We start from the raw sequence: 26,667 nt of genomic DNA, 5'->3' as shown, positions 1-26,667 counted from the left end.
GACTTATGGGACGTTCCAATCGCGCGGGTGGTTGTCCCGCACCCGTAACAGCTTGATCGGCTTTTCGCCGTCCCGCTAGAGTCGGCGCTCCGAATCCCCGGGAGTGCCTCGTGCGTCGCCGAAGGTGAGCGGCAGGGCGGCCAGCGGCTCCTCATCATGGCCCTCCCCGGGAAGGGCGGCAAGGCCGTCACGTACCGGAAGGCGAAGCGGCAGTGGTGACCCCCGGCTGCGGCCGGGACCGTCCGATCCCCTAATGTGCGGGGGATGAGCGGACGTGCAGTGCTGATCACCGGAGCGTCGAGAGGGATCGGGCGGGCGGTCGCGGCGGCCTTCGCCGCGCAGGGGGACCGGGTCGCGATCCACCACCGCGACTCCGCGAAGGAGGCCGAGAGCCTGCTCGGCGAGCTGCCCGGGCAGGGGCACGCCGTCGTGCGGGCCGACCTGGCCGACCCCGAGGGCGTCAGGAGCATGGTGGACGCCGCGGCGCGGAAGCTGGGCGGCGGGATCGACGTGCTCGTCAACAACGCGGGCGTGTTCCTGCACCACCCCGCCACCGGCACCTCCTACGAGGAGTGGCAGGACGCCTGGCGGCGCACCCTCGACGTGAACCTGCTCGGCGCGGCCAACGTCGTCTGGTGCGCGTTGCGGCACATGTCCGCCGGCGCCCGGATCATCAACGTCTCCTCGCGCGGCGCCTTCCGCGGCGAGCCCGACGCCCCCGCCTACGGTGCCAGCAAGGCGGGCCTGAACGCGCTGAGCCAGTCGCTGGCCATCGCCCTGGCGCCGCACGGCATCGCGGTGGCCGCCGTCGCGCCCGGCTTCGTCGAGACCGACATGACCAACGAGCACCTGAAGGCGCCGCGCGGCGACGCGATCCGGGCGCAGAGCCCGTTCGGCCGGGTGGCGCGGCCCGAGGAGATCGCCGCGGCCGTCCTCTACCTGGCCTCCCCGGACGCCGAGTGGGCCAGCGGCGCGGTGCTCGACCTCAACGGGGCCTCGTACCTGCGCTGACGATCTTCCGAGTGCCCGGGGTTATCGTGACTCTCTAGGGCACTTCGCGAACTCGCGCAGAGGGGGACGGCGTGGCCAAGGGCTGCCTGTACGCGCTGTTATCGGTCGCGTCCACCGCGGCCATCCTGGTGACCTGCCTGGCCGCGTACCTGGTCACCGGGTCGGCCGGCGCGGTGCTCGCCCTCATGGTCGGACTGCTGGGCCTGTGCGCGTTCCTCGTCGCCCGCGACACGGCGCGCCGCCGGGCGTTGACCGCCGAGGAGGCCCGGCGGCTGGCCCGGGAGCGTGACCACGTCAGGCGCACGGTCGACTTCGTCGCCGACCCCGGCCTGACCGAGGAGCAGCGCCTGACGATCATCGACTCGTTCGTCCCGGGGCGGGGCGCCTCGCGGGCCCCGTACCGCGACCGGCTGGTCCTCGTCCCCGAGCTCTCACCGCCCGCCCGCGCCCTGCTGGAGCGGGCCAGGGCGGCCGTGATGTCCGTCTACACCTCGCAGGTCATGCGCCGCCGCCTGCTGGACGGCCTGGCCAACGAGGTGCTGCTGCCCCGCCAGATCTGGGAGATCGCGACGCTGCTGCGGCTCCAGACGAGCCTGCACGAGGAGCAGGAGCGCGCGATGCGCGGCGTCGTCACCCCCGAGCTGATGGCCGTGCTGGAGCCGCAGCAGGAGGCGCTGCGCCGCTCCGTGGCGTCCGTGACGGCCAGGGTGGAGCGGCTCGAACGCTACGCCCGCCGCGTCCAGGAGGCCGACGCCGCCCTGCGCGCCCGCGAGGCCCTGGACAACAACGACAAGTATCGCGACCTGCTCGCCCGCACCGACGACGCCGAGGGCCTGCGCGACCTGGAGGCGCGCGGCGCCGCCCTGGAGGAGACGCTGGCCGAGAGCGTACGCGTGGCCATCGACGCGGGCCGCACCCTCAGCCTCGACCGCCCCTCCTGAAGCCGATCAGCTCAGCGTCCACTCGCCGCGCTGCCGGGCGTACCCGCTGTTGAGCGAGAACTGGAACTTCACCATCTTGGCCGCCTGCGGCACCTCGAACACGACGAGGCCCTTCCGGCTGTCGCCCGGGTTGATCGAGGTGGCCCAGTGGAACTGCTGGCCCTGCTCGACCCGGCTGATCGAGAACTGGTACTCCTGGGAGTCCGCGTCGATCAGCACCGCGCCGTTCATGGGGGCGTCCTTGTAGACCACGCTGCCCTTGTTCGCCAGCGTCAGCTTGACCGCGCAGAGCCGGTAGCCGGGCTTCGGCTGGAGGCTGTCGAGCGTCGGCTGGGCGTCGGCGTAGACCTGGTCGAGCGTCACGGCCACCTTCGAGCCGGCCTCCAGGCCGGTGAGCGTCACCGTGCCGCCGACCTTGCTCGTGAGCCCGCCTCCGCCGTTGTCCTCTTCCTCCTGGGGTGCGGGCTCCTCCTCCGACGCCTGGGCGGCCGGCTCCGACTCCTCCTGGGAGGACGGGAGCGCTTCGGCGGGGGAGGCGGAGGCCGAGGTGACGGTGTCGCGGGCGGGCGCGGCCAGCACGAACCAGGCCGTCGCGAAGCCCCCGAGCAGCAGCAGCGGCAGGCCGATGGACAGGCTCAGGACCAGGGCCAGATTACGGCGCGGCGCGGGCGGGCCCGGCGGCCCGTACCCGTACGGCGGGCCGCCGGGATGGCCGGGACCGGCGGTGTACTGGGGGCCGGAGCCGTACGGCTGCGGCCCCGACCCGTACGGCTGCGGCCCGGATCCGTACGGCGGCGGGCGGTGAGGGTCCGATGGGTATCCCATGGCGCGGCTCCACTGGAGGGAGGAAGGACCGTCCAAGGATGCCCCCGCCCACCAGCCCCGGATGGGCGAAATGCCCGTTCGGTCTGAGGTTGAACCGTTCACCCGCCCCGCTCGGCCCAGTCGTGCAGTTCCTCCGCCACGCCGGACGCGTCGAGGTTCAGTGCCGCCTCGATCAGCGCCAGGTGCGTGAACGCCTGCGGGTAGTTGCCCAGCATGCTGCCGTCGTCCGGCGCCATCTCCTCGGCGAACAGCCCGAGCGGCTCCGCCCGCGCGCACAGCGTCTCGAAACGGTCGCGGGCCTCGGCCGTCCGCCCGGCCAGCACCAGCGCCGACACCATTTCGAACGAGCACAGCAGGAACGCCCCCTCGGGCCCGTCCACCCCGTCGCCGGTGCACTCGGGGTCATAGCGGTGCAGCAGCGCCCCGCCCTCGCCCAGCCGCGACTGCACGTGGTCGAGGGTGCCCAGCACGCGAGGGTCGCGCCCGTCGAGGAAGCCGACCAGCGGCACCCGCAGCAGCGACGCGTCCGCGCAGGTGGAGCCGTACGACTGGACGAACGAGCCGGTCTCCTGCGAGTAGCCGTTCGCCAGCAGGTCCGCGCGCACCGCCTCCCGCTCGTCCCGCCACGCCTCCAGCGGCAGCCCCTTTTCGCCGGTCAGCTCCGCGAGCCGCACCGCCCGGTCGAAGCACACCCAGGCGTACAGCTTGGAGTAGGTCCACAGGCGCGGCTTCCCGCGTACCTCCCAGATGCCGGCGTCGGGCTCGCGCCACTGCTCGCACGCCAGCCACACGACCCGCCACAGCCGGGAGTTGTCGCGGCCGGCCAGCTCGCCGGTGACCTCGTGGTAGGCCAGGGCCGCGTCCATGATGTGGCCGTAGATGTCGAGCTGGTGCTGGGCGGAGGCGTCGTTGCCGACGCGGACCGGCCGCGAGCCGGCGTACCCCTCCAGGTGGCCGAGCACGCTCTCCTCGTCGGCGGGGCGGCCGTCGATGCCCGCCATCGGCGGCACCCGGTCCGCGTCGCCGCCGCACTGCCGCATCAGGCACTCGAGGTAGGCGCCCGCCTCCTCGCGGTGGCCCAGTCGCAGCAGCGCCAGCACGGTCAGGGCGGCGTCGCGGTGCCACACGTAGCGGTAGTCCCAGGTGCGCGGCCCGCCCGGCCACTCGGGCAGGGACGTCGTGGGGGCCGCGAGCAGGCCGCCGCCCTCGTCGTACAGCAGCCCGCGCAGCACGATCGCGCTGTGCCGCACCTCCTTGGCCCCGACGCCCGCGTACCCGGAGCGGGCCGACCACGACCGCCACGACCGCACCGTGTCCTCCAGCAGCCGCGCGGGGTGGCCGTCGGGCGCGGCACCGGTGTAGCCGAGCATGAGCGCCAGCGACTCGCCTTCCCGCAGCACGACGCGGGACTCCGGCTCGGGCGTGCCGGTCAGGACCAGCCCGCACTCCTCCTCCAGCACGCCGTCGCGGGCCGTCCAGCGGGCCTCGCGCACCCCGTAACCGGGCCTGGCCAGCACCCGCGACCTGACCACGGCGCGGCCCCGCTCGCACCGGGCCCACCGCACCAGCAGGTGCGCGGCCGCCATCCCCGCGCCGGCCCTCTCACTGGCGGGCGCCATGGCGAGGAAGTCGTGCACGACCACCACGCCCTGCGCGCCCTCCCAGCGCGTGCGCAGCACCAGCGTCTCGTCCAGGTAGCCCCGCTCGGTCACGAACGCGTCCTCGGCGTGCAGCTCCCACGCCCCGCCCCGCCGCCGGTCGAGCATCCTGGCGAACACGCTGGGCCCGTCGAAGCGCGGCACGCACATCCACTCCACCGCGCCGTCGGGGCCGACCAGCGCCGCCGTGTGGCAGTCGGACAGGAACGCGTACGAACCGATCGGCGGGTAGCCGCTCATCATCACCCGAACGGGCTGCCCGGCCCCTGACCTGCTTAAACGGCCTGCTCAAACGGCCCGCCCGAACGGGCCCGCTCAAGCGGTGGCGCGGCGCTCCAGCAGCAGCGCGCCCCGCCCGGCCAGCAGCGAGCGGCACCACTCGCGCAGGTCGCCCGGCTTGGGGCCGCCCAGGTCGCCGCCGTCGAGCAGGTCCGCCCAGTCGAGCAGGGACTCGGCCAGCATGAGCGGCACCCCGCGCCGCTCGTGCACCTCGGCCGCCGCCTCGAAGTGCTCGCCGGCCCGCACCGGATCGCCCATCGCCACGCACAGGTGCGCCAGGTAGTGGTGCCCGCAGTGGTGGGCGACCGCGCCGTGCCCGAACGTCTCACCGCCGGAGGCCAGCGAGTCGTACAGGCGTGCCGCCAGCTCGGCCCGGCCGAGCCGGGCGGCGGCGACGGCGAGGTTGTCGAGGGCGGAGCGCAGCGCCATGTTGCGCGGCGGCGCGGCGCCGCCGTAGGCGAGGATGCGGTCGAGCAGCGGCCCGGCCTCCTCGTCGCCGAGCTCGCACAGGTAGCGCAGCACCGCGTGCACCGGATCCACGCGCGGCCGCTGCGCGGCGCGGCGCAGCCGCTCGCCCAGCTCCCACAGCCGCCCCTGCAGCCGCCTGATCTCGCGGATCTGCTCGGAGTAGATGGCCATGGCCTCCAGGCGGCGGCCGATCTCGGAGCCGAGCCGCAGCGCCGCCTCCGCCTCCGCCTCGGCCTGCACGAGGTCGCCCTGCATGAGCGTCAGGCCGGCCGTGGAGTAGCCGATCAGCCAGGTGAGGTGCGGCTGCCCGAGCCGGCGCGCCAGCTCGTCGGCCTGCCCGAGGAGCATGGCGACCTTGGTGGTGTCGCCGCCGTCGAGCACCGGGGGCGTGCGCTGCATGTACGCGTGGAACAGCGCCAGGTCGTCGCCCGTGCGGCGGGCCGCCTCCAGCATCTCGTCACCGTCGCGGTGCCGCTGGTGCAGCGGGTCGGCCGGGATGATCGTCAGGCTGCGCATGCCCAGCACGCTCGCCAGCGTGCGCGGGTCGCCGGACTTGCGGGCCAGCGCCACCGCCTCGTCGCTCAGCGCGAAGCGGCGCTCGCCGTCGGGCGCCCAGATGAGCTCCGCGGCGAGCTGCGCGGCCAGCAGCGCCCGGGTGCTGACGTCGGTGGAGTCGACGACCTTGCGGGCCTCGGTCAGCAGCGCGATGCGCTCGCGGTCGGGCGCGGCCGAGATGGCCGAGCCGCGGTCGCCGCCCAGCGCGGCGGTGACGAGCAGGTCGTGCCGCCCGCACTCCCTGGCCAGGTCGGCGGCGTCGAGCAGGGTGCGCCTGGCCTCCGGATGCCCGGCCAGCCACATCGCCCTGCCGCACTCGACCAGCAGCTCGGCGCGCCGCTCCAGCGACGTGCCGGGGAAGTCGCGCAGCAGGTCGAGGACCCGCTGGTACCAGGTGACCGCCTCGCGGTGCGCCAGCCCGGCCAGGGCGTGCTGGGCGGCCTGCACGGCCGCGTCGGCCGCCGCGCTCACCCGGGCCGGGTCGCGGCCCTGCTCGGCGGCGGCCACCAGGTGGGCGGCGACCACGTACGGACGCGCCCGCATGGCCCCCGGGTCCGTCTCGCGCAGGGCGTCGGCCACCCGCCCGTGCAGCAGCGCGGCGCGCGGCGGCGACAGCGTGGAGTAGAGCGCGTCGCGGGTCAGCTCGTGCGAGAAGTGGCAGGACCCGTTGTCCAGCATGGTCACCAGGCCGGTGCCCATGGCCTCCTCCACCGCCGCCACGAACCTGGCCTCGTCGAGGCCCAGCCCGCGGCGCAGCTCGGGCGAGGTCATGCGCTCGCCGACGGCCAGCAGGGTGACCAGGTCGCGCGCGTCGGGGTGCAGCTGCGACAGGCGGGCCGTCACCATGCGGGTGACCGAGTCGGGGACGGCCAGCGCGTCGAGGTCCTTGCCCGCCGCCAGCTCCCTGATCACCTCGCTGACCAGGAACGCGTTGCCGCCCGTGATCCGGTGCAGCCGCTCGGGGTCGCTGCCGGCCCGCGCCTGCGTCAGCGCCGACGACACCTCGTCGAGCCCGAACGAGGGCACCTGCACGACCCGCGCGCCCGCCGTGAGCTTGTGCAGCTCCGGCAGCGTCTGCGGCGGGGCCGACTCGACCAGCACGGGCCGCGAGGTGGCCAGTACGAGCAGCGGCAGCGCGTCGGCGTCCCACATGAGGGCGCTGAGCATCTGCAGCGACTCCAGCGTGGCCCACTGCAGGTCGTCGATGATCAGCAGCACGGGCCGCACGGTGGCCAGCCGCTCGATGAGCGTGCGCGCGGCGGCCATCAGGTGGTAGCGCTCGGAGACGGGCTCGGTGGCTGGCGGCACCTCCAGCGACAGCGGCGGCGCCGCCAGCGACGGCGCCAGCCGGACGAGCTGGCCGCACTGCTGGTCCACGCCCGCCCGCAGCAGCAGCGCGGGCGAGGTGCGGGCCAGCCGCTCCACCGCCCCCGCGATCGGCTCGTACGCCTTGCGCGCCGGATCCGTGCACCGCCCCGCCAGCACCGTGAACTGCCGTTTGAGCGCCTGCCTGGCCACCTCGGAGGCCAGCCGCGTCTTGCCCACCCCGGGCTCGCCCTCCAGGATCACCAGGCCGCTGCCGAACTCGGCCGCCGCCAGCTCCCCCTCCAGCACCCGCAGCTCCTCCTCGCGGCCGACGAAGGGCAGCAGCCCGGCGTCGTCCAGCCACGGTGCCAGGCCGCCGCCGAGGTGGTGGTCGGCGCTCTGCCAGTGCAGCTCGTAGGTGTGCAGCGGCTCGCGCAGCCCCTTGCCGGGCAGCCGCCCGAGGTCCTTGAACTCGTGCCGGCTGCGGCCCTGCGCCAGCCGCCTGACCAGGTCGGTGCACAGCACCTGGCCGCCCTCGGCGACCGCGACCAGGCGGGCCGCCTCCACCGTGGGCAGCCCGCTCACGTCGTCCTGCCCCCAGCAGACGTCGCCGGCGGCCAGCGCGGCCCTGATGGAGATCTTCTCCAGGGCGCGCTCGTTCTCGTCGGCGACGGCCTGCTGCACCGCGATGATCGCGTCGAGGCCGGCCGTCGCCGAGTCGAAGACCGCCATCAGGCCGTCGCCCAGGCTCTTGGTGAAGGAGGAGCCGCTGGCCGTCACCACCGAGTGCAGCAGCTCGTAGAGGCGGCGGAAGACCACGTTGGCCCGCTCCTCGCCGAGCCTGATGCGCAGCGCCGTCGAGCTCACCACGTCGGTGAACAGGATGGTCGCCGTGGTGAGCGTGCCGGGCTCACGTCTGGGCTCATACGGACCGGTCACTAGCGCGGGCCTTTCCGCCCCTGCGCGGGCGCTCGTAGCGTCTTGCGGACGGTGCGGCGGATCGCGCGCGTCTTGACCGCCGGGGCCGACTGCTTGATCCGCCAGGCGCGGGCCAGCTCGTCGGGGATCCTGAACGCCGCCTGCCCGTCGGAGTGGCGGTCGATCATGGCGATCACGATGTGCCGTCCGGCCTTGCGTACCAGCCAGCGAATCACACCGCCCACGGGGCTCGCCAGCCACTTTTGCCGGTGGGCCGAGCGGGCCACGGCGAAGCCGGCGGTGAACCACCAGGCCGGCCGGGGCACGCCGAGCAGGCCGGGCACCCGGTCGGCGCCGTGCGAGGCGTTCTGGAAGATCCAGTGCACCAGGCTGCGCGGCATCTTGCGCCAGCCCAGCGGCATGAACGCCTCCATCTCCCTGAGCAGCATCGCCATCAGCCGGCGGCCCTCCTCGCTGGGCTCCAGCATGCGGCCCAGGCGGGCGCTGACCGGCTCGACGTCGGCGAGCGTGAGGGGGCCGTCGCCGCAGACCTCGACGCCCATGAGGTGGCCGAAGACGCTCCACGTGTAGAGGTTGGCGGTGCGCTCCTCGTCGGTCAGCACCACGCCCATGGTCTCCATCGCCTCCCACGTCACGACGGAGAAGTCGAAGAGCGTGGCCAGCAGCAGCTCCTGGTTGACCGGCGGGCCGTACCGCTCGGTGTCCCAGCGGTCGGCGTACTTCTCCGCGACCAGGGCGCGCACGAACGAGTGCAGGATGCGCAGCCCGATCGCGGTCGTGTGCCCGGGGCTGCCCGGCCGGAGGCTGTCGGCGGCCCTCAGTCCCATCACGTCCACGAGCATCTGCCCGGTCTCCGCGACCCGGCGGGTGAGGCTGTGCGTGGCCAGGTTGGAGACGCCGGCCAGCACCTTGGCGCTGGACACCTCGGCGTAGGCCATCGGCAGGCAGGCGAAGAACAGCGCCGCCGACTGGTACAGCCCGTAGTCGGAGAAGACGGCCTGCCCCCGGGCCAGCAGCTCCGTGTCGTCGCCCCAGTCGGGCAGGTCCTTGGCGAAGTCGATCGCGTCGAAGATCTCGGAGGCCGGCGGCTCGCCCGAGGGGGCCCTGGCCTCCCGCTTGGCCGCCCCCAGCTCCGCGACCACGGACTTCAGCAGGTCGAGGGCGCTCTTGCCGGCGGGCTGCGCCTCGAGGTATTCGGCCACGACCTTGTCGATGTCCGGGTCGGCCTGCTGCCTGAGCTGCCGGAACCGCTCCTCGGGCCAGCGCTCGTCATGCTCGTTCATCAACCCCGTACTCCCCAGTCGGTCAGAGGCCGCCCCTTTTCCGCAGGGCGGCGACATCCAGCAGCGTGATCGTCCGCCCTTGGACGGAGATGAGATTCCTCGACACCAGCGACTGCAGCGCCCGGTTGACCGCCGGCCGCGACGCGCCGATCAGCGCGGCGAGGTCGGACTGGGTCAGCCCGGGCAGGTCCACCACGTCGCCGGACTGGCCGTGCTTGCCCGCCAGCTCCAGCAGCAGCTTGGCCAGCCGCCCGCCCAGGTCGAGGAAGGCCAGGTCGGCGGCCTGGCCGGTGAGCCTGCGCACCATGCGGCCGAGCAGGCGCAGGAACTCGTCGGCCAGGCCCGGGTGCTCCCGCATCAGCTCCAGCAGCCGCGCCCTGGGCAGCGCGAACACCCAGGAGGGCCGCACGGTCACGATCGAGGCGGAGCGCGGCGAGCCGTCGAGCAGCGCCATTTCGCCGAACGTGTCGCCCCGCCGCAGCATGTTCAGGACGATCTCGTCGCCGTGCTCGGTGGTGAAGACCACCTTCACCAGCCCGTCGAGCAGCACGTACAGCGACTCTCCCGGATCCCCCTGATGGAAGATGATCTGCCCGGAGCGGTAGCGGCGCGCCACCCCCGCGCGCGCCGTGCTCCGGATGCCGCTCTCCCCGAGCACGCGGAACAACGGGATCTCCGCCAGCACGGCCGCGACCGGCTCGACGTCGTACGGAACCCCGCTGCGCGCGTTCATGCAAGAACTCTAGGCCGCATTCACGGAGGGGACAGCAGACGAAACCCGATCCCCGGAATGTGACGAGCGCCACACCCGGACTGTTGCCTTCGGAACAGTCTTTTCGGATCAGCCGGCGCACGGTGAGGTAGCCGGCCGGAATTGGCCCCCCGAGAAACCGGACCGGCGGGGAGATCGACATGCAGACCATGGAACGGCTCGACACGCCGCTCGAGACCGCGGACCTCGTGTCCGCCGCCCAGCAGGGTGACGCCTGGGCGTGGGAGCGGCTCGTCGAGGAGTTCAGCCCGATGCTGAAGGCCCGTATCAGGCGCTTCAGGCTCAGCCACGAGGACGCCCAAGACGTCCTGCAGACGACGTGGATGCTCGCCTGGCAGAACCTCGGCAGCGTCGAGGACGGCCAGCGCATGGCGGGCTGGCTGGCCACGATCGCCTTCCGCGAATGCCTCAAGCTGACCAAGCGCACGAGAGAGATCTGCACGCCGGACCTCGACTCGCTGGGCAGCACGGACGACGTGGACAGGGAGCTGGCCAGGATCTGGCTGGCCGGCACGCTCGCGGAGCTGGTCGAGGAGCTGCCGGCCGCGCAGAGGGTGCTGTTCAGAGCGCTCACGGAAACCTCCGAGCCCCACTACGTGGACGTGGCGCGCAGGCTGGGCAGACCGGTCGGGAGCATCGGGCCCACCCGAGCCCGCTGTTTCGCGAAGCTGCGCGGGCTCCTTCAGGCCCGCGAGATCACCCGCGACTTCCTTGATTGATCGGCTACTCCTGCTCCAGCGGGATCGCCTCCAGGAACGGCTCGAAGTCGAAGTGCGCCATCTCGTACGCGTCGGGGTCGGTCTCCGTCGGGAAGGCGTAGAACTTCCTGCCGCGTAGCGCCGGCATGCCGCTGACGGCCTCGGGCACGAGCCCCCGCGCCATCTCCTCGGCGAGCCCGTCGGCGATCTCCTGGTCGAACGGCACCCGGTAGAGCGCGTCCACGGTCTGGTAGACCCGGAAGTAGCTGACGATGAAGCGCATGCGGTCGGGGTAGGACACCCAGTCGGTCACCCCGGCCGTCGACGCCTCCTGGTCCTCGGTGATGAACTCCTCGGCGAGCTTGCGCACCTTCTCGTTCTGGATCGGCACCCACACCTTGGCCAGGTCCACGCCCGCCGGGGCGGTGAGCGGCTTGCCCACTTTGACGTCGCTGAGCGGGGTGGCGACGGCGAACAGGTGGCGGGTGTAGAGCGCCGACCACAGGGATTCCAGCTTGCGGGTCAGCCACGGCTGGTCCGCGTGCGCCGCGGCGTACAGCTTGAACCTGGGGAAGGGCCGGCGCGTGACGAGGGAGCGCAGCGAGCGCCACGACACCCGGGTCAGCCAGCGGACCGGCCGGTAGAGCACCAGCTCCAGCGCCGCCTGCGCGCGGGCCTGCTCGTAGGCCGACAGCGCGATGTTGGCGCCCAGCATCAGCTCCGCCCGCGCCGCCGGGTCCTCGGTGCTGGCCGCCTCCACCATGAGCTGCGCGGCGTCCTTGAGATAGCGCGGGTCGGCCGGCGACAGCAGGTCCGTCAGGAACTCCGGCGGCGTCGGTGTCAGCTCGGACTCGGGGCTCACCTTCAGGTAGCGGTCGGGCTCGTCGTTCCACAGGTTGACCGCGAGGCTGGCCGTCTCCAGGAAGATGGCGCGGTTGGCCAGCGCCAGGCCGAGCTGGTAGCTGGGCCCGAGCAGGGTCAGCAGCGCGGCCCGGAACAGCCGCCTGAAGCGGCGCGGCACCCGCAGGCGGCGGCCGAAGTCATCGATGAACGGAGAATTCGGGCCGAGGTCGAGGCTCTCGCCCACCGCCTTGGAGGTCCAGGTGGCGTAGCAGTACCAGTTGTTGGCCGCCCGGCCCAGGTGCACCGCGAGGTCCGCGGCCACGCGGTGGTAGCTGTAGGCGATGACCATGGCTTCGAGTGCCGCGCTCCGGTCCTTGTAGGCCGCGATGCGCAGCACGTCATCCGCGGTCATCGGAGTGTCGGACATGGAGTCTCCCGTTTGCTGGTCCCGTCGCCTGGCGGAGGGCTCACGGAGTTAAGAGCGCCCCCGTCGGCGTCAGATACAGTCAGGCGGCCCCTGTCTCTCCCCGTGGCCGCGGCAGGAGCCTAGGAGGGCCCGCTTGCGGGGTGCTTGCAGTACGATCACCGCCCCTCACTCCTTGACCGTCACCTTGCTGATCACGACGAATCCGCCGAGCGCCCCCGAGGTGCCCGCGGCCGTCGTCGTGGTGAGGTTGACCACCAGGTCATAGATGCCGGGGGCGAGCTGACCGCGCATGGGGATCGAGGCGGTATATCGGCCGGAGCCAGGGGTGAAGGTCAGCTCCACCGGTGGCGAGGGGTGCCTGGTCTCGCCACCGCCCATCAGGTCGGCGATGATCTCCAACTGCCAGCATCCCGCCAGCCAGTCGACGAGCTCGCCGGTGACCTCCCAGCTCACATCCACGGTCCAACCCTCGTCCCGATGGACCACGTGCGTGGGCTGCGCACCGGGATCGACAACCTGGCCGTGAAGCATGCCGGCCAGCTGCTCGGCCGGCACCTTCATCACCTGGAACTCTCCTGATGCCATCGCGATCTCCTCTCGGGCGGGCGGGTCCCCGTGTGAGGAGCAGAGCGACGACACCGGCGGCGAAATACCCGTCCTTTCTATCGATGTATGTGCTGATTTCGTCTAGACAAGTCGGCCGTTGATCCGGGCGAGATCACCGGGCCCGGACGCGCCGGTGCGCACCCCGTCCAGGCGCACGCCGGCCTCCACCGCGCAGCCGAGATAGGCGTTCAGCCCCCTGATCACGAGGTCGTCCACCTGGCCGTCGGCCAGCCGCAGCACCGCGCCGCCGCCCTGCGCGGCGACCACCTCGACGATCCCGTACGGCGTCCGCAACACGATCGGCCCCTCGTTGCCCGACTGGACGAGCACGACGAGATAGTGCACATCCCGGTCCGGGTGGCTGCGCAGGAACGCGTCGGCCTCGCCGTGCACCACGAGCCCCTCCGCCACCTCCGCGAGGGGAGCCGACGGCGTGATCAGCGCACAGGGTGACAGGTGCTCGTCGAGCGCGGGCAGGGGGCCGTCCACCAGCACCCGCCCGCCCGCGCGCGCGTACGCGGCCAGCAGCTCCTGCACCCGCCGGTGCATGAACGGCCCGCCGGGCACCGTGACCGAGCGGTAGGCGGCCAGCTCCGCGGCCGTCACGCTCTCCAGCTCGACCAGCGCGTAGTCCAGCCCGCGCGCCCGCATGCGCTCGTGGAAGGCGCGCAGCGCCCGCCCGCACCCGGGCCCGTCCGGCTCCCCGGACAGGGCCGCGATCCCGGCATAGGGCAGGTACAGGCCGAACGCGTCCCGCCGCACCGGCTCGCACTCCAGGAACTCCGCGCCGTGCACGGCGAAGAAGCCCGCCAGCGCCCGCACCACCGGCGCCTTGACGGTGGCGGACCCGCCCGCGTCGATGGGCGGGCAGTCCGGGTACGGCCCGGGCACGGCGTCCAGCTCCGGCCCCCAGCCCGAGGTGGCCACGCCCGTGTAGACGTTGAAGCCGGTCGCGCCCGCCGCCAGCGCCAGCAGCGACTGGTGGAAGCTGGTCGCCGCGTCGATGTAGGCGGGGTCGTACAGCTCGGAGAACCCCCAGTTCTCCTCCAGGTTCGGCCCCGGCGCGCGCTTGGCGGCGATGACGTAGCGGGCGTGCGCGTCGCGGTCGGCCGACACGACGCCCATCCAGTTGGTGAACCCGTAGGAGATGCCGCCCCACAGCTCCGGCCTGACCCTGGCCAGCCAGTCGTCCAGCGCGGGCACGGTCGGCGGGTTGAGGTTGACCAGGACCGGCAGGCCGGAGCCGACGGCCTGCGCCCACACGCGGTACACCTCGGCCAGGTACTCGGCGTGGCAGCGCCCCCAGTCGGCCTGGGCCAGCGGGCCCGACGTGGCGTCCGGGGGCTCGGCGTCCGCCCAGTCGCCGTAGGAGGTGCCGTGCACGGCGTTGTACGCCTGCGGCGTCCCGTACCAGGCCCGTAGCCGGTCGCGGTGGAACGCCAGCCCGGAGGGGCTGTAGTCGTAGGCGGTCAGCGGCAGCGCGCCGCTGGTGTAGACGCCCTCGTTCGCGATCTGCAGCGCGATCACCGCCTCGGCGCCGTCCAGCACCTCCTTGCCCACGGCCGACAGCCACTCGGTGGCCCTGGCGAGGAAGGCGGGCGCCAGCGGCGCGGGCAGCGGGCGGCCTTGGGGTGCGGCGGCGTCCGCCCAGCGCGCGGGCGTGCCGGAGGCGTCGAGCAGCGGCTCGAAGGCCGGGTCCGCGTCGGGGCACACCCAGTCGGGCAGCCCGCCGTAGGTGACCTCGGCGTGGATGAACGGGCCGGGCTTGGCGATCACCCGCAGGCCCAGCTCGTGGCAGAGCGCGAGGAAGCCGGTGACGTTCCTGGCCGGGTGGGTCAGGCCGGTGAAGTCCGGGGCCGTGCCCGCCTCCGGCTGGTGGTGCCGCCAGGGCAGGTAGCAGGTGATCACCTCGATCCCGAGCTCGTCCCGCACCGCCCGCAGCCGGTCGCCCCAGACGGCCGGATCGTCGCGGTAGTACGGATAGTCGGCGGTGACGAGCACCCGCGGCACGCCGTCGATGACGGCGACCCCGTCGATCAGCACAGTCGGGTTCCTAACTCTTGAGACCGGTGAAGGCGATGCCCTGGAGGATGCGGCGCTGGAAGACGAGCAGCACGCCGATCACGGGCAGGACGGCGAGCGTGGCGCCCGCCATGATGTAGTACGCGCGCCCGCCGTCCGGGCTGGCGACGAGCTGCTGCAGGGCCAGCGGCAGCGTGTAGAGCTCGGGGTCGTTGGTGACCAGCAGCGGCCACACCAGGTCGTTCCAGTGGAACAGGAAGCTGGTGATGGTGACGACCGCCAGCACGGGCTTCGACAGCGGCAGCACGATCCGCCAGAAGATCTGCATCCGGCCGGCGCCGTCGATGAGCGCGGCCTCCTCCAGCTCGCCGGGCAGCGACAGGAAGAACTGCCGCAGCAGGAAGATGTCGAGGACCGAGGCGATGTTCGGCACGATCAGCCCCCACCCGGAGTCCAACATGCCCAGCGACTGGGTGACGTGGATGCGCGGCACCAGCAGCGTGATCGCGGGCACCATCATGCCGCCCAGCATGATCACGAACAGCTTGTCGCGTCCGGGGAACGGGATGCGCGCGAACGCGTAGGCGGCCAGCGCGTCGATGAGCAGCTTGGCCGGCACGAGGATCGCGCACACCCAGACGCTGTTGACGAAGGCGTCGCCGAGCCCGCCGACGTCGAGCACGTAGGCGTAGTTGTCGAGGGTGGCCGCCCACTCGCCGGTCCGCTTGTCCAGCGGCAGCAGGTTGGGCACCTTGGTGTAGATGTCGGGGCCGTGCTTGAGCGAGGTGGCCAGCATCCACAGGAACGGCACCACCGACACGGCGGCCAGCAGCACCAGCGCGACGTAGATCGAAGCCTTTCTCACGCCGCCTCCTGCTTGACGAACCGGAACTGCAGCGCCGTGACGATCATGATGAAGACGAGCAGGATGAACGACATCGCGCAGGCCGCGCCCATCGCGTCGTAGCGGAAGGCGAACAGGTACAGGTGCAGCACGTACGTCAGCCCCGACTGTTCGGGCCCGCCGGTGACGCTGCGCCCGTTCCCCGAGAAGATCACGTACACCAGGCCGAACACCTGAAGCGCCGCGATCACGCCCGTCACCAGCAGGTAGAACGTGGTCGGCCGGAGCATCGGGAACGTCACCCGCCAGAACCGCTGCCACGGCCCGGCCCCGTCGATGATGGCCGCCTCCTGGATGGAGCCGGGGATGCCCTTCAGCCCCGCCAGATAGATGATCATCGAGATGCCGCACTGCCAGGCCGCGATGAACGCCAGCGCCGGGATGACCAGCTCCGGGGTGTTCAGCCAGTTCTGGCCGGGGATGCCCACCAGGCCGAGCAGCGTGTTGATCAGGCCGTACTGCGGGTCGTAGAGCCAGCGCCAGATCGCGCCCACCGCCGCCTCCGCCGTCACGACCGGCAGGAACAGCAGCAGCCTGAACAGGTTCGCCCCGCGCCTGATCGCGTTCAGCAGCAGCGCCTGCGCCAGCGCGGAGACCAGCGTCAGCGGCACCGCGACGAGCGTGTACTGCAGGGTGACGCCGACCGACTTCCAGAAGTGCGGGTACTTGACGTCGTCGAACAGCAGGTCGGCGTAGTTGGCCAGGCCCACCCAGCTCGCCTCGGTGCGCAGGTTCCAGTCGGTGAAGCTGTAGTAGAGCGCCGACAGGGCCGGGTACAGCAGGAAGACCACGAAGTAGGCCAGCGCCGGGGCGATCAGCAGCCAGCCGGTCAGGTGGTCGCGGCGCCGGGCCCCCGGGCGGCGCCTGGCGCGCCTCCCGGGTCCCGTCGTCACCCGTTCGAGTACGGGAGCGGCCACGTCAGCCGTTCCAGCCGAGCAGGGAGCGGGTCTTGGCCGCCGCGTCGCTCAGCGCCTGCTGCGCGGTGGCCTTGCCGGTCAGCGCCGACTCGATGGCCGGGGCGATGATCTCGTCGTTGACCTGGATCCACTGCGGCACGGCGGGCCGGGCGTGCGCGACCTTGAGCTGCTCCAGGAAGGCCGCCTGCTCGGGGCCGCCCGCGACGACCTGCGCCTTCAGATGGACGGGGAACCCGCCGAACGCGTCCGCGACGGCCCCGTTGTTGGCCGCGTCGGACAGGAACGCCAGCCACTTCCACGCCAGGTCCGGGTTCTTGCTGGTGGAGAAGACGACGGAGTCCTCGCCGCCGATGTTGCCGGCCGGCTCGGTCTTGTACGGCAGCGGCGCCACGCCGAAGTCCAGGTCGGGGAACTGCTCGCGGATCGTCGGCACGTCCCAGGGCCCGGAGATCGTCATGGCCGCCAGGCCGTTCTCGAACGGCTTGTCCGAGTCGGTGATCTTGCGGGGCGACGACTTCTGCAGGTCCACCCAGAGCTGCAGCGCCTCCACGGCCGGCGGCTGGTCGAACAGCACCTTCTTGCCGGCGTCGTCCACCATCTCGCCGCCCGCGCCGTGCACGATGCCGGGGAACATCCAGGCGCCGTAGCCGTCGCCCTTGGGCACGTTCATGCCGGCCACGTTCGCGTCGGCGGCGTGCACCTGGGCGGCGACCTGCTTCAGCTCGTCCCAGGTCTTCGGCGGGTTCGGCACCAGCTTCTTGTTGTAGAAGAGCGCGACCGTGGTCTGGTCCTGGGGCAGGCCGTAGAGCTTGCCGCCGGCGCGGTTGGTGTCGAGCGCGCCCTTGTAGTAGTCGGCCTCCTGGACGAGCCCGGCGGGCACCTCCTTGATCGTGCCGTCGAGGGCGTACTTGGAGACCAGCGGCTGGTCGAGGATGCCCGCGTCGGGGGCGCTCTTGCTGGCCACGGCGCTGCCCAGCTTGGTGTTGTAGTCGTCCTTGGGGATCTTGACGAGCTTGACGGTGACACCGGGGTTGGCCTTCTCGAAGTCCTTGCGGACCTTCTCCATGACCTGGCCCGCCTGCGGGGTGCGGTCCTGGTACATCCAGAACGTCAGCTCCTTGCCGCCGCTCTGGCCACCGGTGCCGCCGCCACACGCGGTCAGCCCGCTCACGAGGGCCGCCACGACGGCGCCTCGCACAAGTCCTCGGCTCATTGCCATCTCCTCATCGGGGGGATGGCCAGACCATAATCTAAGCCTCGAAGAAAGTCAGGAAACGTTTGGGTAACACCGGCCGCGTAGGTTCTTCGGGCCGTGAACTAACATGGCGGCGGACTGCCGAAGGAACGGGGGACGAGCATGAGCACGCCGGGGCGGAAGACCGTACGAGACCTCCGCCGGGGGAACCGGGCGATGCTGCTGCGCGCGCTCTACTTCGGCGGCCCCGCCAGTCGCAACGAGTTGTCCGCCCAGACCGGGCTCAGCGCCGCCACCGTCAGCACGATGACCGGCGACCTGCTGGCCGACAACGTCATCGTCGAGGCGGGCCAGGTCGACTCCGACGGCGGCCGGCCCCGCGTCCTGCTCAAGGTCAACCCCGCCTACGGCTACGCCGTCGGCGTGGACGTGGGGGAGACGCAGGTCAAGGTCGAGCTGTTCGACCTGGAGATGAACGTGCGGGCCAGGGCACACTACGCGGTCCGCTCGGCCAAGCACGACCCCGAGCTCGTCGCCCGCCACATCCTGACCGGCGTGGACGCCGTCATCGCCGAGGGCGAGGTGCCGGCCGGGCAGGTGCTCGGCGTGGGCGTCGGCGTCCCCGGCATCGTCGAGCCCGGAGCCGACGGGCTGGTGCGGGCCAAGACGTTCGGCTGGGAGGCGGTGCCGCTCGGCGCGCTGCTGCGGGCCGGCACCTCGCTGCCGCTGGTCCTCGACAACGGGGCCAAGACCATGGGGCAGGCCGAGCTGTGGTTCGGCTCCGGCAGGGGCACCGGCGACGCGGTCATCCTGCTCGTCGGCTCCGGCGTGGGCGGCACGATCGTCACCGGCGGGCGCATCTACCGGGGGGCGGGCATGGCGGCGGGCGAGGTCGGGCACCTGAAGGTGATCGCCGGCGGGCGGGCGTGCCGGTGCGGGGCGCGCGGCTGCCTGGAGGCGTACCTGGGGGCCGAGGCCATCCTCGAACGCGCCGGCGTCGAGGCCGACTCCGCCGACGAGGAGGCGGCGCTGGCCCGGCTGCTGGAGTCGGGCTCGCCGGTGATCGGGGAGACCGTCGAGCTGCTGGGCGCGGGCCTGTCGTCGCTGGTGCACCTGTTCAACCCCGAGCGCATCGTGATCGGCGGCTGGGCGGGGCTGATGCTGGGCGGGCGGCTCCTCGACGAGATCCGGGCCGCCACCGCCGCCAACACGCAGGCGCAGCCGTTCCAGCCGGAGTCGGTGGTGCTGGGGCGGCTGGGGCCCGACGCGGTGGCGCTGGGGGCGGCGACGCTGGTGATCGAGCCGTTCTTCGGGGACGCCGCGTACCCGGCGCCCGCTATTGCGTAGAAGTTAAATCAAGCATTGACATAAGTCCGGGCCGCAGGCACGCTCTGCTCGATAGAGCGCTCTCTCACCACCCCCTGTTCGTGAGGAGTCCAGCAGTGCACCCCCGCAGAAGCCCCGCCCTCATCCTCACCGCCCTGGCCGCGTTACTCCTGTCGTGCCTGGTCACGGCCCCCGCGCGGGCCGCCCTGGCCTGCGGCACCGCCAACGCCGCGCAGGGCCGCCCCGCCACCGCCTCCTCCACCGAGAACGCCGGCACCCCCGCCTCCGCCGCCGTGGACGGCAACACCGGCACCCGCTGGTCCAGCGCCTTCAGCGACCCCCAGTGGCTCCAGGTGGACCTGGGCTCGTCCCAGGACGTCTGCCAGGTCGTGCTCCAGTGGGAGACTGCCTACGCCACCGCGTTCCGCGTCCAGGTCTCCGCCGACGCCTCCACCTGGACCGACGTCTACGCCACCACCACGAGCACCGGCGGCACCCAGACCCTCGACGTCACCGGCACCGGCCGCTACGTCCGCGTCCACGGCACCGCCCGCGCGACCGGCTGGGGCTACTCCCTGTGGGAGCTGACCGTGCGCACCACCACCACGACCCCGCCCGGTGGCGGCGACCTCGGCCCCAACGTGCACGTCTTCGACCCGTCCATGCCCGCGTCGAGCATCCAGTCCACGCTCGACTCCGTCTTCTCCCAGATGGAGTCCAACCAGTTCGGCACCCAGCGCCACGCCCTGCTGTTCAAGCCCGGCAGCTACAACGTCAACGCCAATATCGGCTTCTACACCTCGATCATGGGCCTCGGCCGCAACCCCGACGACGTCACCATCAACGGCCAGGTCCGGGTGGACGCCGGCTGGTTCGGCGGCAACGCCACCCAGAACTTCTGGCGCTCGGCCGAGAACCTGTCCATCACCCCGCCCGGCGGCACCAACCAGTGGGCCGTCTCGCAGGCCGCGCCGTTCCGCCGCATGCACGTCCGGGGCAACCTCAACCTCGCCCCCACCGGGTACGGCTGGGCCAGCGGCGGCTACATCGCCGACAGCCGGATCGACGGCACCGTGCAGCCGTACTCCCAGCAGCAGTGGTTCACCCGCGACAGCACCATCGGCGGCTGGCTCAACGGCGTGTGGAACATGGTGTTCTCCGGCGTCGAGGGCGCGCCCGCCCAGTCGTTCCCGGAACCGCCGTACACGACGCTCGCCAACAGCCCCGTGACCAGGGAGAAGCCCTACCTGTACGTGGACGCCGCCGGCGCCTACCAGGTCTTCGTCCCCTCCCTGCGGCAGAACACGCGCGGCGCGAGCTGGCCCGGCACCGGCACCTCCGTCCCGCTCACCCAGTTCTACGTCGCCAAGCCCACCGACACCGCCGCCACCATCAACGCCGCCCTCGCCGGCGGCCTGAACCTGCTCTTCACGCCCGGCATCTACCACGTCGGCCAGACCATCAACGTCACCAGGCCGAACACCGTCGTGCTCGGCCTCGGCTACGCCACCATCATCCCCGACAACGGCGTCGTGCCCCTGCGCGTGGCCGACGTGGACGGCGTCCGGGTGGCCGGCCTGCTGTTCGACGCCGGCGGCGTCAACTCGCCCGTCCTCATGGAGGTCGGCCCGCCCGGATCCGCCGCCTCCCACGCCGCCAACCCCATCTCCGTCCAGGACGTGTTCTTCCGCATCGGCGGCGCCCACGCCGGCAAGGCCACGACCAGCCTCGTCGTCAACAGCGACCACACCCTCATCGACCACATCTGGGCCTGGCGCGGCGACCACGGCACCGGCATCGGCTGGACCGTCAACACCGCCGACACCGGCCTGATCGTCAACGGCGACGACGTCACCGCGTACGGGCTGTTCGTCGAGCACTACCAGAAGTACCAGGTCATCTGGAACGGGCAGCGCGGGCGCACCGTCTTCTTCCAGAACGAGATGCCCTACGACCCGCCCGGCCAGGCCGCCTGGATGAACGGCTCCACCCGCGGCTACGCCGCCTACAAGGTCGCCGACTCCGTCACCGCCCACGAGGCGTGGGGGCTGGGCGCCTACTGCTACTTCAACGTCGACCCGAGCATCGTCGCCGAGCGCGGCTTCGAGGCGCCCGTCAACCCGAACGTGCGCTTCCACTCCCTGCTCACCGTCTCACTCGGCGGCAACGGCACCATCAACCACGTCATCAACAACACCGGAGCCGCCGCCCAGGGCACCGCCACCGTCCCCGTGAAGATCGTCAGCTTCCCCTGAGCCGCACCAGATCGGGGGTGAGCCCCTCGACCCCGCCGCTCACCCCCAGCAGCTGCACCGTCCGCACGAGCTCGGCGCGCAACAGCTCCAGCACCCGCGTCACGCCCGGCTCGCCCCCCGCCATCAGCCCGTACAGGTAGGCGCGGCCGACGAAGCACGCCCGGGCGCCCAGCGCGACCGCGGCGGCGACGTCGGCCCCGCTGCGCACACCCCCGTCGAGGAACACCTCCGTCCGGCCGCCGACCGCCGCCACCACCTCCGGCAGCAGCTCCAGCGGGGTGGCGGCGCGGTCGAGCTGCCGCCCGCCGTGGTTCGACACCACCAGCCCGTCCACCCCGACGGCGGCCAGCTCCTTCGCGTCGTCCACCCGCTGCACGCCCTTCACCAGCAGCTTCCCCCGCCACGCCGCCCTGATCCACTCCAGGTCCGCCACCGTCACCGACGGGTCGAACATCAGGTTCGTCAGCCCCGCCATGTCCTCCGGCGCGCCCTCCACCGTCGCGAACCGGAGCGGCTCACCCGTCAGGAAGTCGAACCACCACGCCGGATGCCGCACCGCCTCCAGCGCGCCCCGCCAGCGCAACGACGGCGGGATCGTCAGGCCGTGCCGCACGTCCCGCAGCCGCGCCCCCGCCACCGGCACGTCCACCGTCACCACCAGCACGTCCATGCCCGCCGCTTCGGCCAGCGCCAGCCGCTCCAGGTTCCTTGCCCGGTCGCGCACCACGTACAACTGGAACCAGTTCCACCCGCCGGGCGCCGCCGCGGCCACGTCACCCGCCGTCGTGGTGCCCATCGTCGACAGCGTGTACGGCACCGCCGCCCGCTCCGCCGCCCGCGCCACCGCCCGCTCGCCCCCGCGATGCATCATCCGCGTGAACCCCGTCGGCGCCAGCACCACCGGCATCGCGATCCGCCTGCCCAGCACCTCCACCGACGTCGGCGCCTCCGCCACGTCCCGCAGCACGTGCGGCGCGAACTCCACCCGGTCGAACGCCGCCACCGCCCTGGCCATCGACCGCTCACCCTCGGCCGCGCCGTCCACGTAGTCGAACACCATGCGCGGGGTCCGCCGCCGCGCCAGCCGCCGCAGCTCCGCCACATCGGCCGCCGCCGCCACCCGCGCCGCCCTGGACCAGCGGGGGCGCTCGGGCACGATCCTGCGCAGCTCCCGCCAACGGGGCAGGCGCCGTGGCTCCTTGTCCGCGTTCGTCCCGATGTCTCGGACGATAACATCACGCGGCCCGCGTACGGTGGGATCGTGCTTCCCAACCACCCCGCACCCGCGCCGGGCACCGCGCCCTCGGACGGCGGCCCGTCCGCGCCCGGCTCGCCCGTTCAGGGCCGCGCGCTCCCACGTGATGCTGCGGCCGCGCACGGTGGTGCGCCGGAGCCGGGTGCTGCGCCCGCCCACGACGGCCTGCCCGCGTCCGGGGTGGCACGCGCGCAGGGCGGCGCGCTCCCACACGACCGCACGTGGGGTGGGTTCGGGGCGGGCTGGGTGGCGGTGGCCGGTGGGTCGGCCGCCGCGCTCGCGCTCGGGGCCGAGCTGGTCGCGCGCTGGGCGGAGCCGCACCGGCGCTACCACACGCGCACCCACCTCGCCGCCGTCCTGGCCGCGATCGACGACCTCGCCGACGAGGCGGCCGACCTCGCGGCGGTACGCCTGGCGGCCTGGTTCCACGACGCGGTCTACGACGGCCGCCCCGGCTGGGACGAGGAGCGCAGCGCCCAGCTCGCCCAGGCCCGCCTGCCGGCCTGCGGCGTCCCGGCGCAGCGGGTGGCGGAGGTGGCCAGGCTGGTCCGCCTCACCGCCGCCCACGACACGCTCCGCCCCGGCGACCGCAACGGCGCCGTCCTGTGCGACGCCGACCTGGCCATCCTCGCCGCCCCACCCTCCGGCGACCGCATGCCGACGACCGGCCGGACGTCCGACGACAGCATGCGCGCGATTGGCCCGGTGTCCGGCGACTTCACGCCCGCGACCGCCCTCACCTACGACGGCTACGCGCGCGCGATCCGCCAGGAGTACGCCCACGTCCCCGACGTCGCGTTCGCGGAGGGCCGTTCGGCGGTGCTGCGGCGCCTGCTCGCCGCCCCCGCCCTCTACCGCACGCCCCGCGCCCGCGCCCTGTGGGAGGAGCGCGCCCGCGCCAACATGACGGGCGAGCTAGCGCGGCTGCGGGCGGCGCTTGCGGCGGCGCAGCCCGGCGGCGACGAGACGGCGTAGCAGCTCCTGCGACCCGACCGCCTCGGCCCCCAGGGCGACGGCCCGCGCGTGCACGGTCTCGGGCACGTCGTAGTGGTCGCGGTCGAACGCCCGCTCCGGCACCCCGAGCCGCACCGCGAAGGCGTGCAGCTCCTCCAGCGAGTGGTCGCTGACGAGGTGGGACCACATGAGGCCGCGCGGCCCTGGCCAGTTGGGCGGATCGATGAGAACGGTCACGACGTCAAGGGTAGAACCCGCCCACGCACCTCGATCGCCCCCAGATCGGACACCACGGCAGAAACGCCCTCACCGCTGACGCCATCCGCACCCGGAACACCCTCAGCGCCCGGAGCATCCCCACCGCTCGCGGCGTCCACCGCGATCACCGCCCCGAACCCGCCCTTCCTGCCCGCCTCGATCCCCGGCAGCGCCGACACCACCACCGCGACCTTGGCCGCCGGCAGGCCGAGCCGCCGCGCCGCCTCCAGGAAGAGCGCGGGGTCGGGCGTGCCGGGCAGGTTCAGCAGCGCGGCGTCGTTGCCGTCGACCATCAGGTCGAACAGGTGCATGACCCCCGCGGAGCCGACCAACTTGCGCCCGTGCAGGCTGGCGGACACGGCGGCCGTGCGGGCGCCGCGGTGCCGCAGCTCGTGCAGCAGCGCCACGGTGGCGGGGAAGGCGGCGACGCCGTACTTGTCCACCTGCTCCATGAAGAGGCGGTCCTTGGCCAGGCCCAGCCCGTGCACGGTGGGCGCGCCGGGCTCGTCGTCGGGGGAGCCTTCCGGCAGGGTGATGCCGCGGGTGGCGAGGAACGTGCGGATGCCGTCGAGGCGCGGGCGGCCGTCGACGTGCCGCAGGTAGTCGCCGCGGATGTCGAACGGCGCCGAGCGGCCGCGCAGGAACGCGTCGAAGACGTGTTTCCAGGCGGCCGCGTGCCCGCGGGCGGTGTCGGTGACCACGCCGTCGGTGTCGAGGACGACGGCGCTGATCGCGGTCAGGTCGATGACGGTCACACAGCGAACGTAACCGCTCTACCAGGCGACGGGTAGCTCTTTGACGCCGTACACGATGGCGAGTTCCCTGAACGGCACCTCGCCGGCGACGCGCAGGCCGGGGAAGCGGCGCAGCAGCGCGGGGAAGGCGATGCGCATCTCCATCTGGGCCAGCGGCGCGCCGATGCAGCGGTGGATGCCGTGGCCGAACGCCAGGTGCGAGCCCGCCGTCTCGCGGCCGGGGCGCACCTCGTCCATGTCGGCGCCGAGCGCGGGGTCGCGGTTGGCGCCGGTGAGCGAGCACAGCACCATCTCGCCCTTCTTGATGGGGACGCCGTGCAGCTCCAGGTCGTCGCGGGCGAAGCGCGGGAAGGCGACCTGGACGACGGTCATGTACCGCAGCAGCTCCTCGACCACGTCCACGACGTAGCCGTCGACCTCGCGCACCTTGGCGGCCTGCTCGGGGTTGCGCAGCAGCCACAGCGTGCCGAGCGCGAGCATGCTGGTGCTGGTGTCGTGGCCGCCGGTGAGCAGGCCGTCGGCCATGCTGGCGAGCGTGCGGTCGTCGAGGTCGTCGCCGTGCTCGCGCAGGAGCTGGCCGAGCAGCCCGTCGCCGGGGTTCTGGCGCTCCCTGGCGACGAGGTCCACCAGGTACGTCATCGCGTCGTTGATGGCCTGCAGCGACGCCTCGGGCCCGGCGGTGAAGTCGAAGCGGTCCTTGCTGATCTTGACGAAGTCGGCGCGCTCCTCGTACGGGACGCCGAGCAGCTCGCACACGACCAGCGACGGGATCGGCAGGCAGAACTCCTCCACCAGGTCCACCGGCATCCCGCCGGCCGCGGCCTTGGCCTCGATGCGGTCGAGGTGCTCGGCCACCATGGCCTCGATGCGCGGCTCCAGCCGGCGCAGGCGGCGCATGGTGAACTCGGGCGTGAGGTACTTGCGCAGCCGCGTGTGCTCGGGCGGGTCGCGGAAGCCGAGACCGCCCGGGTCCTCCTGGTTGGAGCCGAGCCCGATCACGCCCGCGAAGTCGTTGCTGAAGCGCTCGTGGTCGCCGAGCACCGCGCGGACGTCCTCCCAGCGGGTGACGAGGTACACGGTCTGGTCGCCCGGGATCTGCATGGGGAAGACCGGGTGCTCGGCCCGGATGCGCGCGAGCTCGCCCACGGGGTCGAACCCGTCGCGCATGAACTGGACGAGCGGGAACTCTTCTGTCTCTGACATCGATATCCGTCCTGGCTGGGATGCATCACACCATGTTGGGATAAATCCCTGCATAGATGGTCCCATCCGGAACCGTGAATGGAGCCCTCCGAAAGGACGAATTTACATCTCACCCTCGCCGCCCTTGCGAACGGCAGGGCAGGCTCACCTTCCGGCTAACGCCCGGGTCACCTCCTCGGGCGGCGGCTCCGTGCGGTCGCGGGCGCGAACCGGCGGCTCGGGCGGCACGGCCTCGGCCGCCAGGGCGGGCGGGGAGGGCTTGGGCCTGCGCGGCTCCCGCACGCCGCCCGTCCCTCCGGGTGGATCCTCGAACGGGGGGTGGTCACGCTCGGTCCAGTGCGGTTCGCCGGGGCCGAAGCCGGGCGGCCACGCGGGCGCGCCACTGGAGAGAGCGCGGCGTCTTCGCGATCGCTTGCTCACATTCCCCTCCTCGCGTCCCATTGTGCGCCCGCCCATCAAGCACGACCAGCGAGAATCGAGGCTGTCACCTGGACGGCAGGAAGCCGGCGCGCCCCCGCCCGCGCCGGGCCCCTGCCCGCGGACCTTCCCGGCCGTCCCTCACGACGAGGGAGGCGCCGCCGTTCCCGGGCCCGCCGCAGCGGCGGTGGCGGGGACCGTGGCCGTGGCGGTCGGGGTGGACTGCTGGCGCACGAGGACGGCGCCCAGCAGGGCGACGAACGCCATGATCGAGGCCGTCTGCTGGTCCGTCAGCGACACCCCGAACACCAGCCCCAGCGTGATGGCCGCCTGCGCGAAGCCCAGGACCGCCGCCTTGATGGTGCGCCCCCCGTCCAGGTTGCGGGTGGCGAACGCCGTCCAGACGCCCAGGCCCGCCGCGGCGATCGAGTTGATGGCCGCCACCTGCGCCGTCGTCAGCGGCAGGAAGAGCGCTGTGAGCATTTGCAGGCCCGCGCTCAGCAGGCCGAGTGCGAGCGCGGGCTCGCGGCCGAAGATCTTCATGGAACCCCCTCCCAGAGTCGGACCCCCTGTGACGGCAGAGGGGCGGGGCGCGG

General features: G+C 72.8%; 23 protein-coding genes. 6 read left to right on the top strand and 17 right to left on the bottom strand.

From position 1 onward, the window contains the following. Positions 1-264 precede the first annotated feature (264 nt). Both HCN51_RS25495 and HCN51_RS25490 read left to right on the top strand, forming a co-directional pair. Positions 265-1,011, top strand: a complete 747-nt coding sequence (locus HCN51_RS25495) for an SDR family NAD(P)-dependent oxidoreductase (protein WP_168012247.1) — start codon at positions 265-267, stop codon at positions 1,009-1,011. A gap of 71 nt (positions 1,012-1,082) precedes the next feature. After that, the gene (locus HCN51_RS25490) at positions 1,083-1,952 is read left to right on the top strand and encodes a hypothetical protein (protein ID WP_168012245.1); all 870 of its coding nucleotides are present in this window, start codon (positions 1,083-1,085) and stop codon (positions 1,950-1,952) included. A gap of 6 nt (positions 1,953-1,958) precedes the next feature. Here HCN51_RS25490 and HCN51_RS25485 read toward each other — a convergent pair whose 3' ends face one another. The 5 genes from HCN51_RS25485 to HCN51_RS25465 all read right to left on the bottom strand — a co-directional run bounded on the left by HCN51_RS25485 (position 1,959) and on the right by HCN51_RS25465 (position 9,997). Beyond that, positions 1,959-2,777, bottom strand: a complete 819-nt coding sequence (locus tag HCN51_RS25485) for a DUF4352 domain-containing protein (protein WP_168012243.1) — start codon at positions 2,775-2,777, stop codon at positions 1,959-1,961. A 98-nt stretch (positions 2,778-2,875) separates the two neighbouring features. Then, on the bottom strand, positions 2,876-4,678 hold the full coding sequence (locus HCN51_RS25480; protein WP_168012241.1) for a glycoside hydrolase family 15 protein: 1,803 nt from the start codon (positions 4,676-4,678) through the stop codon (positions 2,876-2,878). A 72-nt stretch (positions 4,679-4,750) separates the two neighbouring features. Then, a complete protein-coding gene (locus HCN51_RS25475) occupies positions 4,751-7,981 on the bottom strand; it encodes an AAA family ATPase (RefSeq protein ID WP_168012239.1) in 3,231 nt (1,076 codons plus the stop codon). Continuing rightward, positions 7,981-9,264 (bottom strand): oxygenase MpaB family protein, encoded by a 1,284-nt coding sequence (locus HCN51_RS25470; protein WP_168012237.1) that lies wholly within the window; start codon positions 9,262-9,264, stop codon positions 7,981-7,983. The genes HCN51_RS25475 and HCN51_RS25470 overlap by 1 nt, the downstream gene beginning before the upstream one ends. Positions 9,265-9,286: 22 nt before the next feature. Beyond that, complete coding sequence (locus HCN51_RS25465) at positions 9,287-9,997, bottom strand: Crp/Fnr family transcriptional regulator (RefSeq protein ID WP_168012235.1); 711 nt, start codon at positions 9,995-9,997, stop codon at positions 9,287-9,289. A 179-nt stretch (positions 9,998-10,176) separates the two neighbouring features. Here HCN51_RS25465 and HCN51_RS25460 point away from each other — a divergent pair, with 179 nt between their 5' ends. Continuing rightward, the gene (locus tag HCN51_RS25460) at positions 10,177-10,755 is read left to right on the top strand and encodes an RNA polymerase sigma factor (protein ID WP_080036909.1); all 579 of its coding nucleotides are present in this window, start codon (positions 10,177-10,179) and stop codon (positions 10,753-10,755) included. Positions 10,756-10,759: 4 nt separating this feature from the next. Here HCN51_RS25460 and HCN51_RS25455 read toward each other — a convergent pair whose 3' ends face one another. The 6 genes from HCN51_RS25455 to HCN51_RS25430 all read right to left on the bottom strand — a co-directional run bounded on the left by HCN51_RS25455 (position 10,760) and on the right by HCN51_RS25430 (position 17,666). After that, complete coding sequence (locus tag HCN51_RS25455) at positions 10,760-12,004, bottom strand: hypothetical protein (protein ID WP_168012233.1); 1,245 nt, start codon at positions 12,002-12,004, stop codon at positions 10,760-10,762. A 165-nt stretch (positions 12,005-12,169) separates the two neighbouring features. Then, positions 12,170-12,589 (bottom strand): hypothetical protein, encoded by a 420-nt coding sequence (locus tag HCN51_RS25450; RefSeq protein ID WP_168012230.1) that lies wholly within the window; start codon positions 12,587-12,589, stop codon positions 12,170-12,172. A gap of 102 nt (positions 12,590-12,691) precedes the next feature. Then, complete coding sequence (locus HCN51_RS25445; protein ID WP_168012228.1) at positions 12,692-14,653, bottom strand: beta-galactosidase; 1,962 nt, start codon at positions 14,651-14,653, stop codon at positions 12,692-12,694. A gap of 10 nt (positions 14,654-14,663) precedes the next feature. Beyond that, the gene (locus HCN51_RS61475; protein WP_168012226.1) at positions 14,664-15,497 is read right to left on the bottom strand and encodes an ABC transporter permease subunit; all 834 of its coding nucleotides are present in this window, start codon (positions 15,495-15,497) and stop codon (positions 14,664-14,666) included. Continuing rightward, positions 15,494-16,429, bottom strand: a complete 936-nt coding sequence (locus tag HCN51_RS62370; protein ID WP_168012224.1) for an ABC transporter permease subunit — start codon at positions 16,427-16,429, stop codon at positions 15,494-15,496. The genes HCN51_RS61475 and HCN51_RS62370 overlap by 4 nt, the downstream gene beginning before the upstream one ends. A gap of 25 nt (positions 16,430-16,454) precedes the next feature. After that, the gene (locus HCN51_RS25430) at positions 16,455-17,666 is read right to left on the bottom strand and encodes an ABC transporter substrate-binding protein (protein WP_168012222.1); all 1,212 of its coding nucleotides are present in this window, start codon (positions 17,664-17,666) and stop codon (positions 16,455-16,457) included. Positions 17,667-17,810: 144 nt separating this feature from the next. On the opposite strand from HCN51_RS25430, the gene HCN51_RS25425 reads away from it, so the two are divergent. Both HCN51_RS25425 and HCN51_RS25420 read left to right on the top strand, forming a co-directional pair. Next, positions 17,811-18,995, top strand: coding sequence for an ROK family protein (locus HCN51_RS25425; protein ID WP_168012220.1), 1,185 nt, complete (start codon positions 17,811-17,813; stop codon positions 18,993-18,995). Positions 18,996-19,090: 95 nt separating this feature from the next. Continuing rightward, entirely contained in the window at positions 19,091-21,229 is a 2,139-nt protein-coding gene (locus HCN51_RS25420; protein WP_346433790.1) for a discoidin domain-containing protein, read from the top strand. Here the strand turns inward: HCN51_RS25420 and HCN51_RS25415 are convergent. Next, positions 21,216-22,385: an alpha-hydroxy acid oxidase gene (locus HCN51_RS25415; RefSeq protein ID WP_346433789.1), complete on the bottom strand. Its 1,170-nt coding sequence runs from the start codon at positions 22,383-22,385 to the stop codon at positions 21,216-21,218. The two genes, HCN51_RS25420 and HCN51_RS25415, sit on opposite strands and share 14 nt — an antisense overlap. 105 nt (positions 22,386-22,490) lie before the next feature. Here HCN51_RS25415 and HCN51_RS25410 point away from each other — a divergent pair, with 105 nt between their 5' ends. Continuing rightward, positions 22,491-23,459: an HD domain-containing protein gene (locus HCN51_RS25410; RefSeq protein WP_346433788.1), complete on the top strand. Its 969-nt coding sequence runs from the start codon at positions 22,491-22,493 to the stop codon at positions 23,457-23,459. Here HCN51_RS25410 and HCN51_RS25405 read toward each other — a convergent pair. The 5 genes from HCN51_RS25405 to HCN51_RS25385 form a co-directional block, all read right to left on the bottom strand. After that, positions 23,400-23,675, bottom strand: a complete 276-nt coding sequence (locus HCN51_RS25405; RefSeq protein ID WP_168012218.1) for a DUF4031 domain-containing protein — start codon at positions 23,673-23,675, stop codon at positions 23,400-23,402. The two genes, HCN51_RS25410 and HCN51_RS25405, sit on opposite strands and share 60 nt — an antisense overlap. After that, a complete protein-coding gene (locus HCN51_RS25400; RefSeq protein ID WP_168012216.1) occupies positions 23,672-24,451 on the bottom strand; it encodes an HAD family hydrolase in 780 nt (259 codons plus the stop codon). The genes HCN51_RS25405 and HCN51_RS25400 overlap by 4 nt, the downstream gene beginning before the upstream one ends. A gap of 18 nt (positions 24,452-24,469) precedes the next feature. Then, entirely contained in the window at positions 24,470-25,654 is a 1,185-nt protein-coding gene (locus HCN51_RS25395; RefSeq protein ID WP_168012214.1) for a cytochrome P450, read from the bottom strand. A gap of 144 nt (positions 25,655-25,798) precedes the next feature. Beyond that, on the bottom strand, positions 25,799-26,074 hold the full coding sequence (locus tag HCN51_RS25390; RefSeq protein WP_168012212.1) for a hypothetical protein: 276 nt from the start codon (positions 26,072-26,074) through the stop codon (positions 25,799-25,801). Between the two features lie 138 nt (positions 26,075-26,212). After that, complete coding sequence (locus HCN51_RS25385) at positions 26,213-26,614, bottom strand: hypothetical protein (protein ID WP_168012210.1); 402 nt, start codon at positions 26,612-26,614, stop codon at positions 26,213-26,215. Positions 26,615-26,667: the final 53 nt, after the last annotated feature.

Source organism: Nonomuraea composti, from assembly GCF_012034275.1.
Taxonomy (GTDB): Bacteria; Actinomycetota; Actinomycetes; order Streptosporangiales; family Streptosporangiaceae; genus Nonomuraea; species Nonomuraea composti.
The sequence above is the reverse complement of the archived record's forward strand: the minus strand, read 5'-3'. Positions and strand labels throughout refer to the sequence as shown.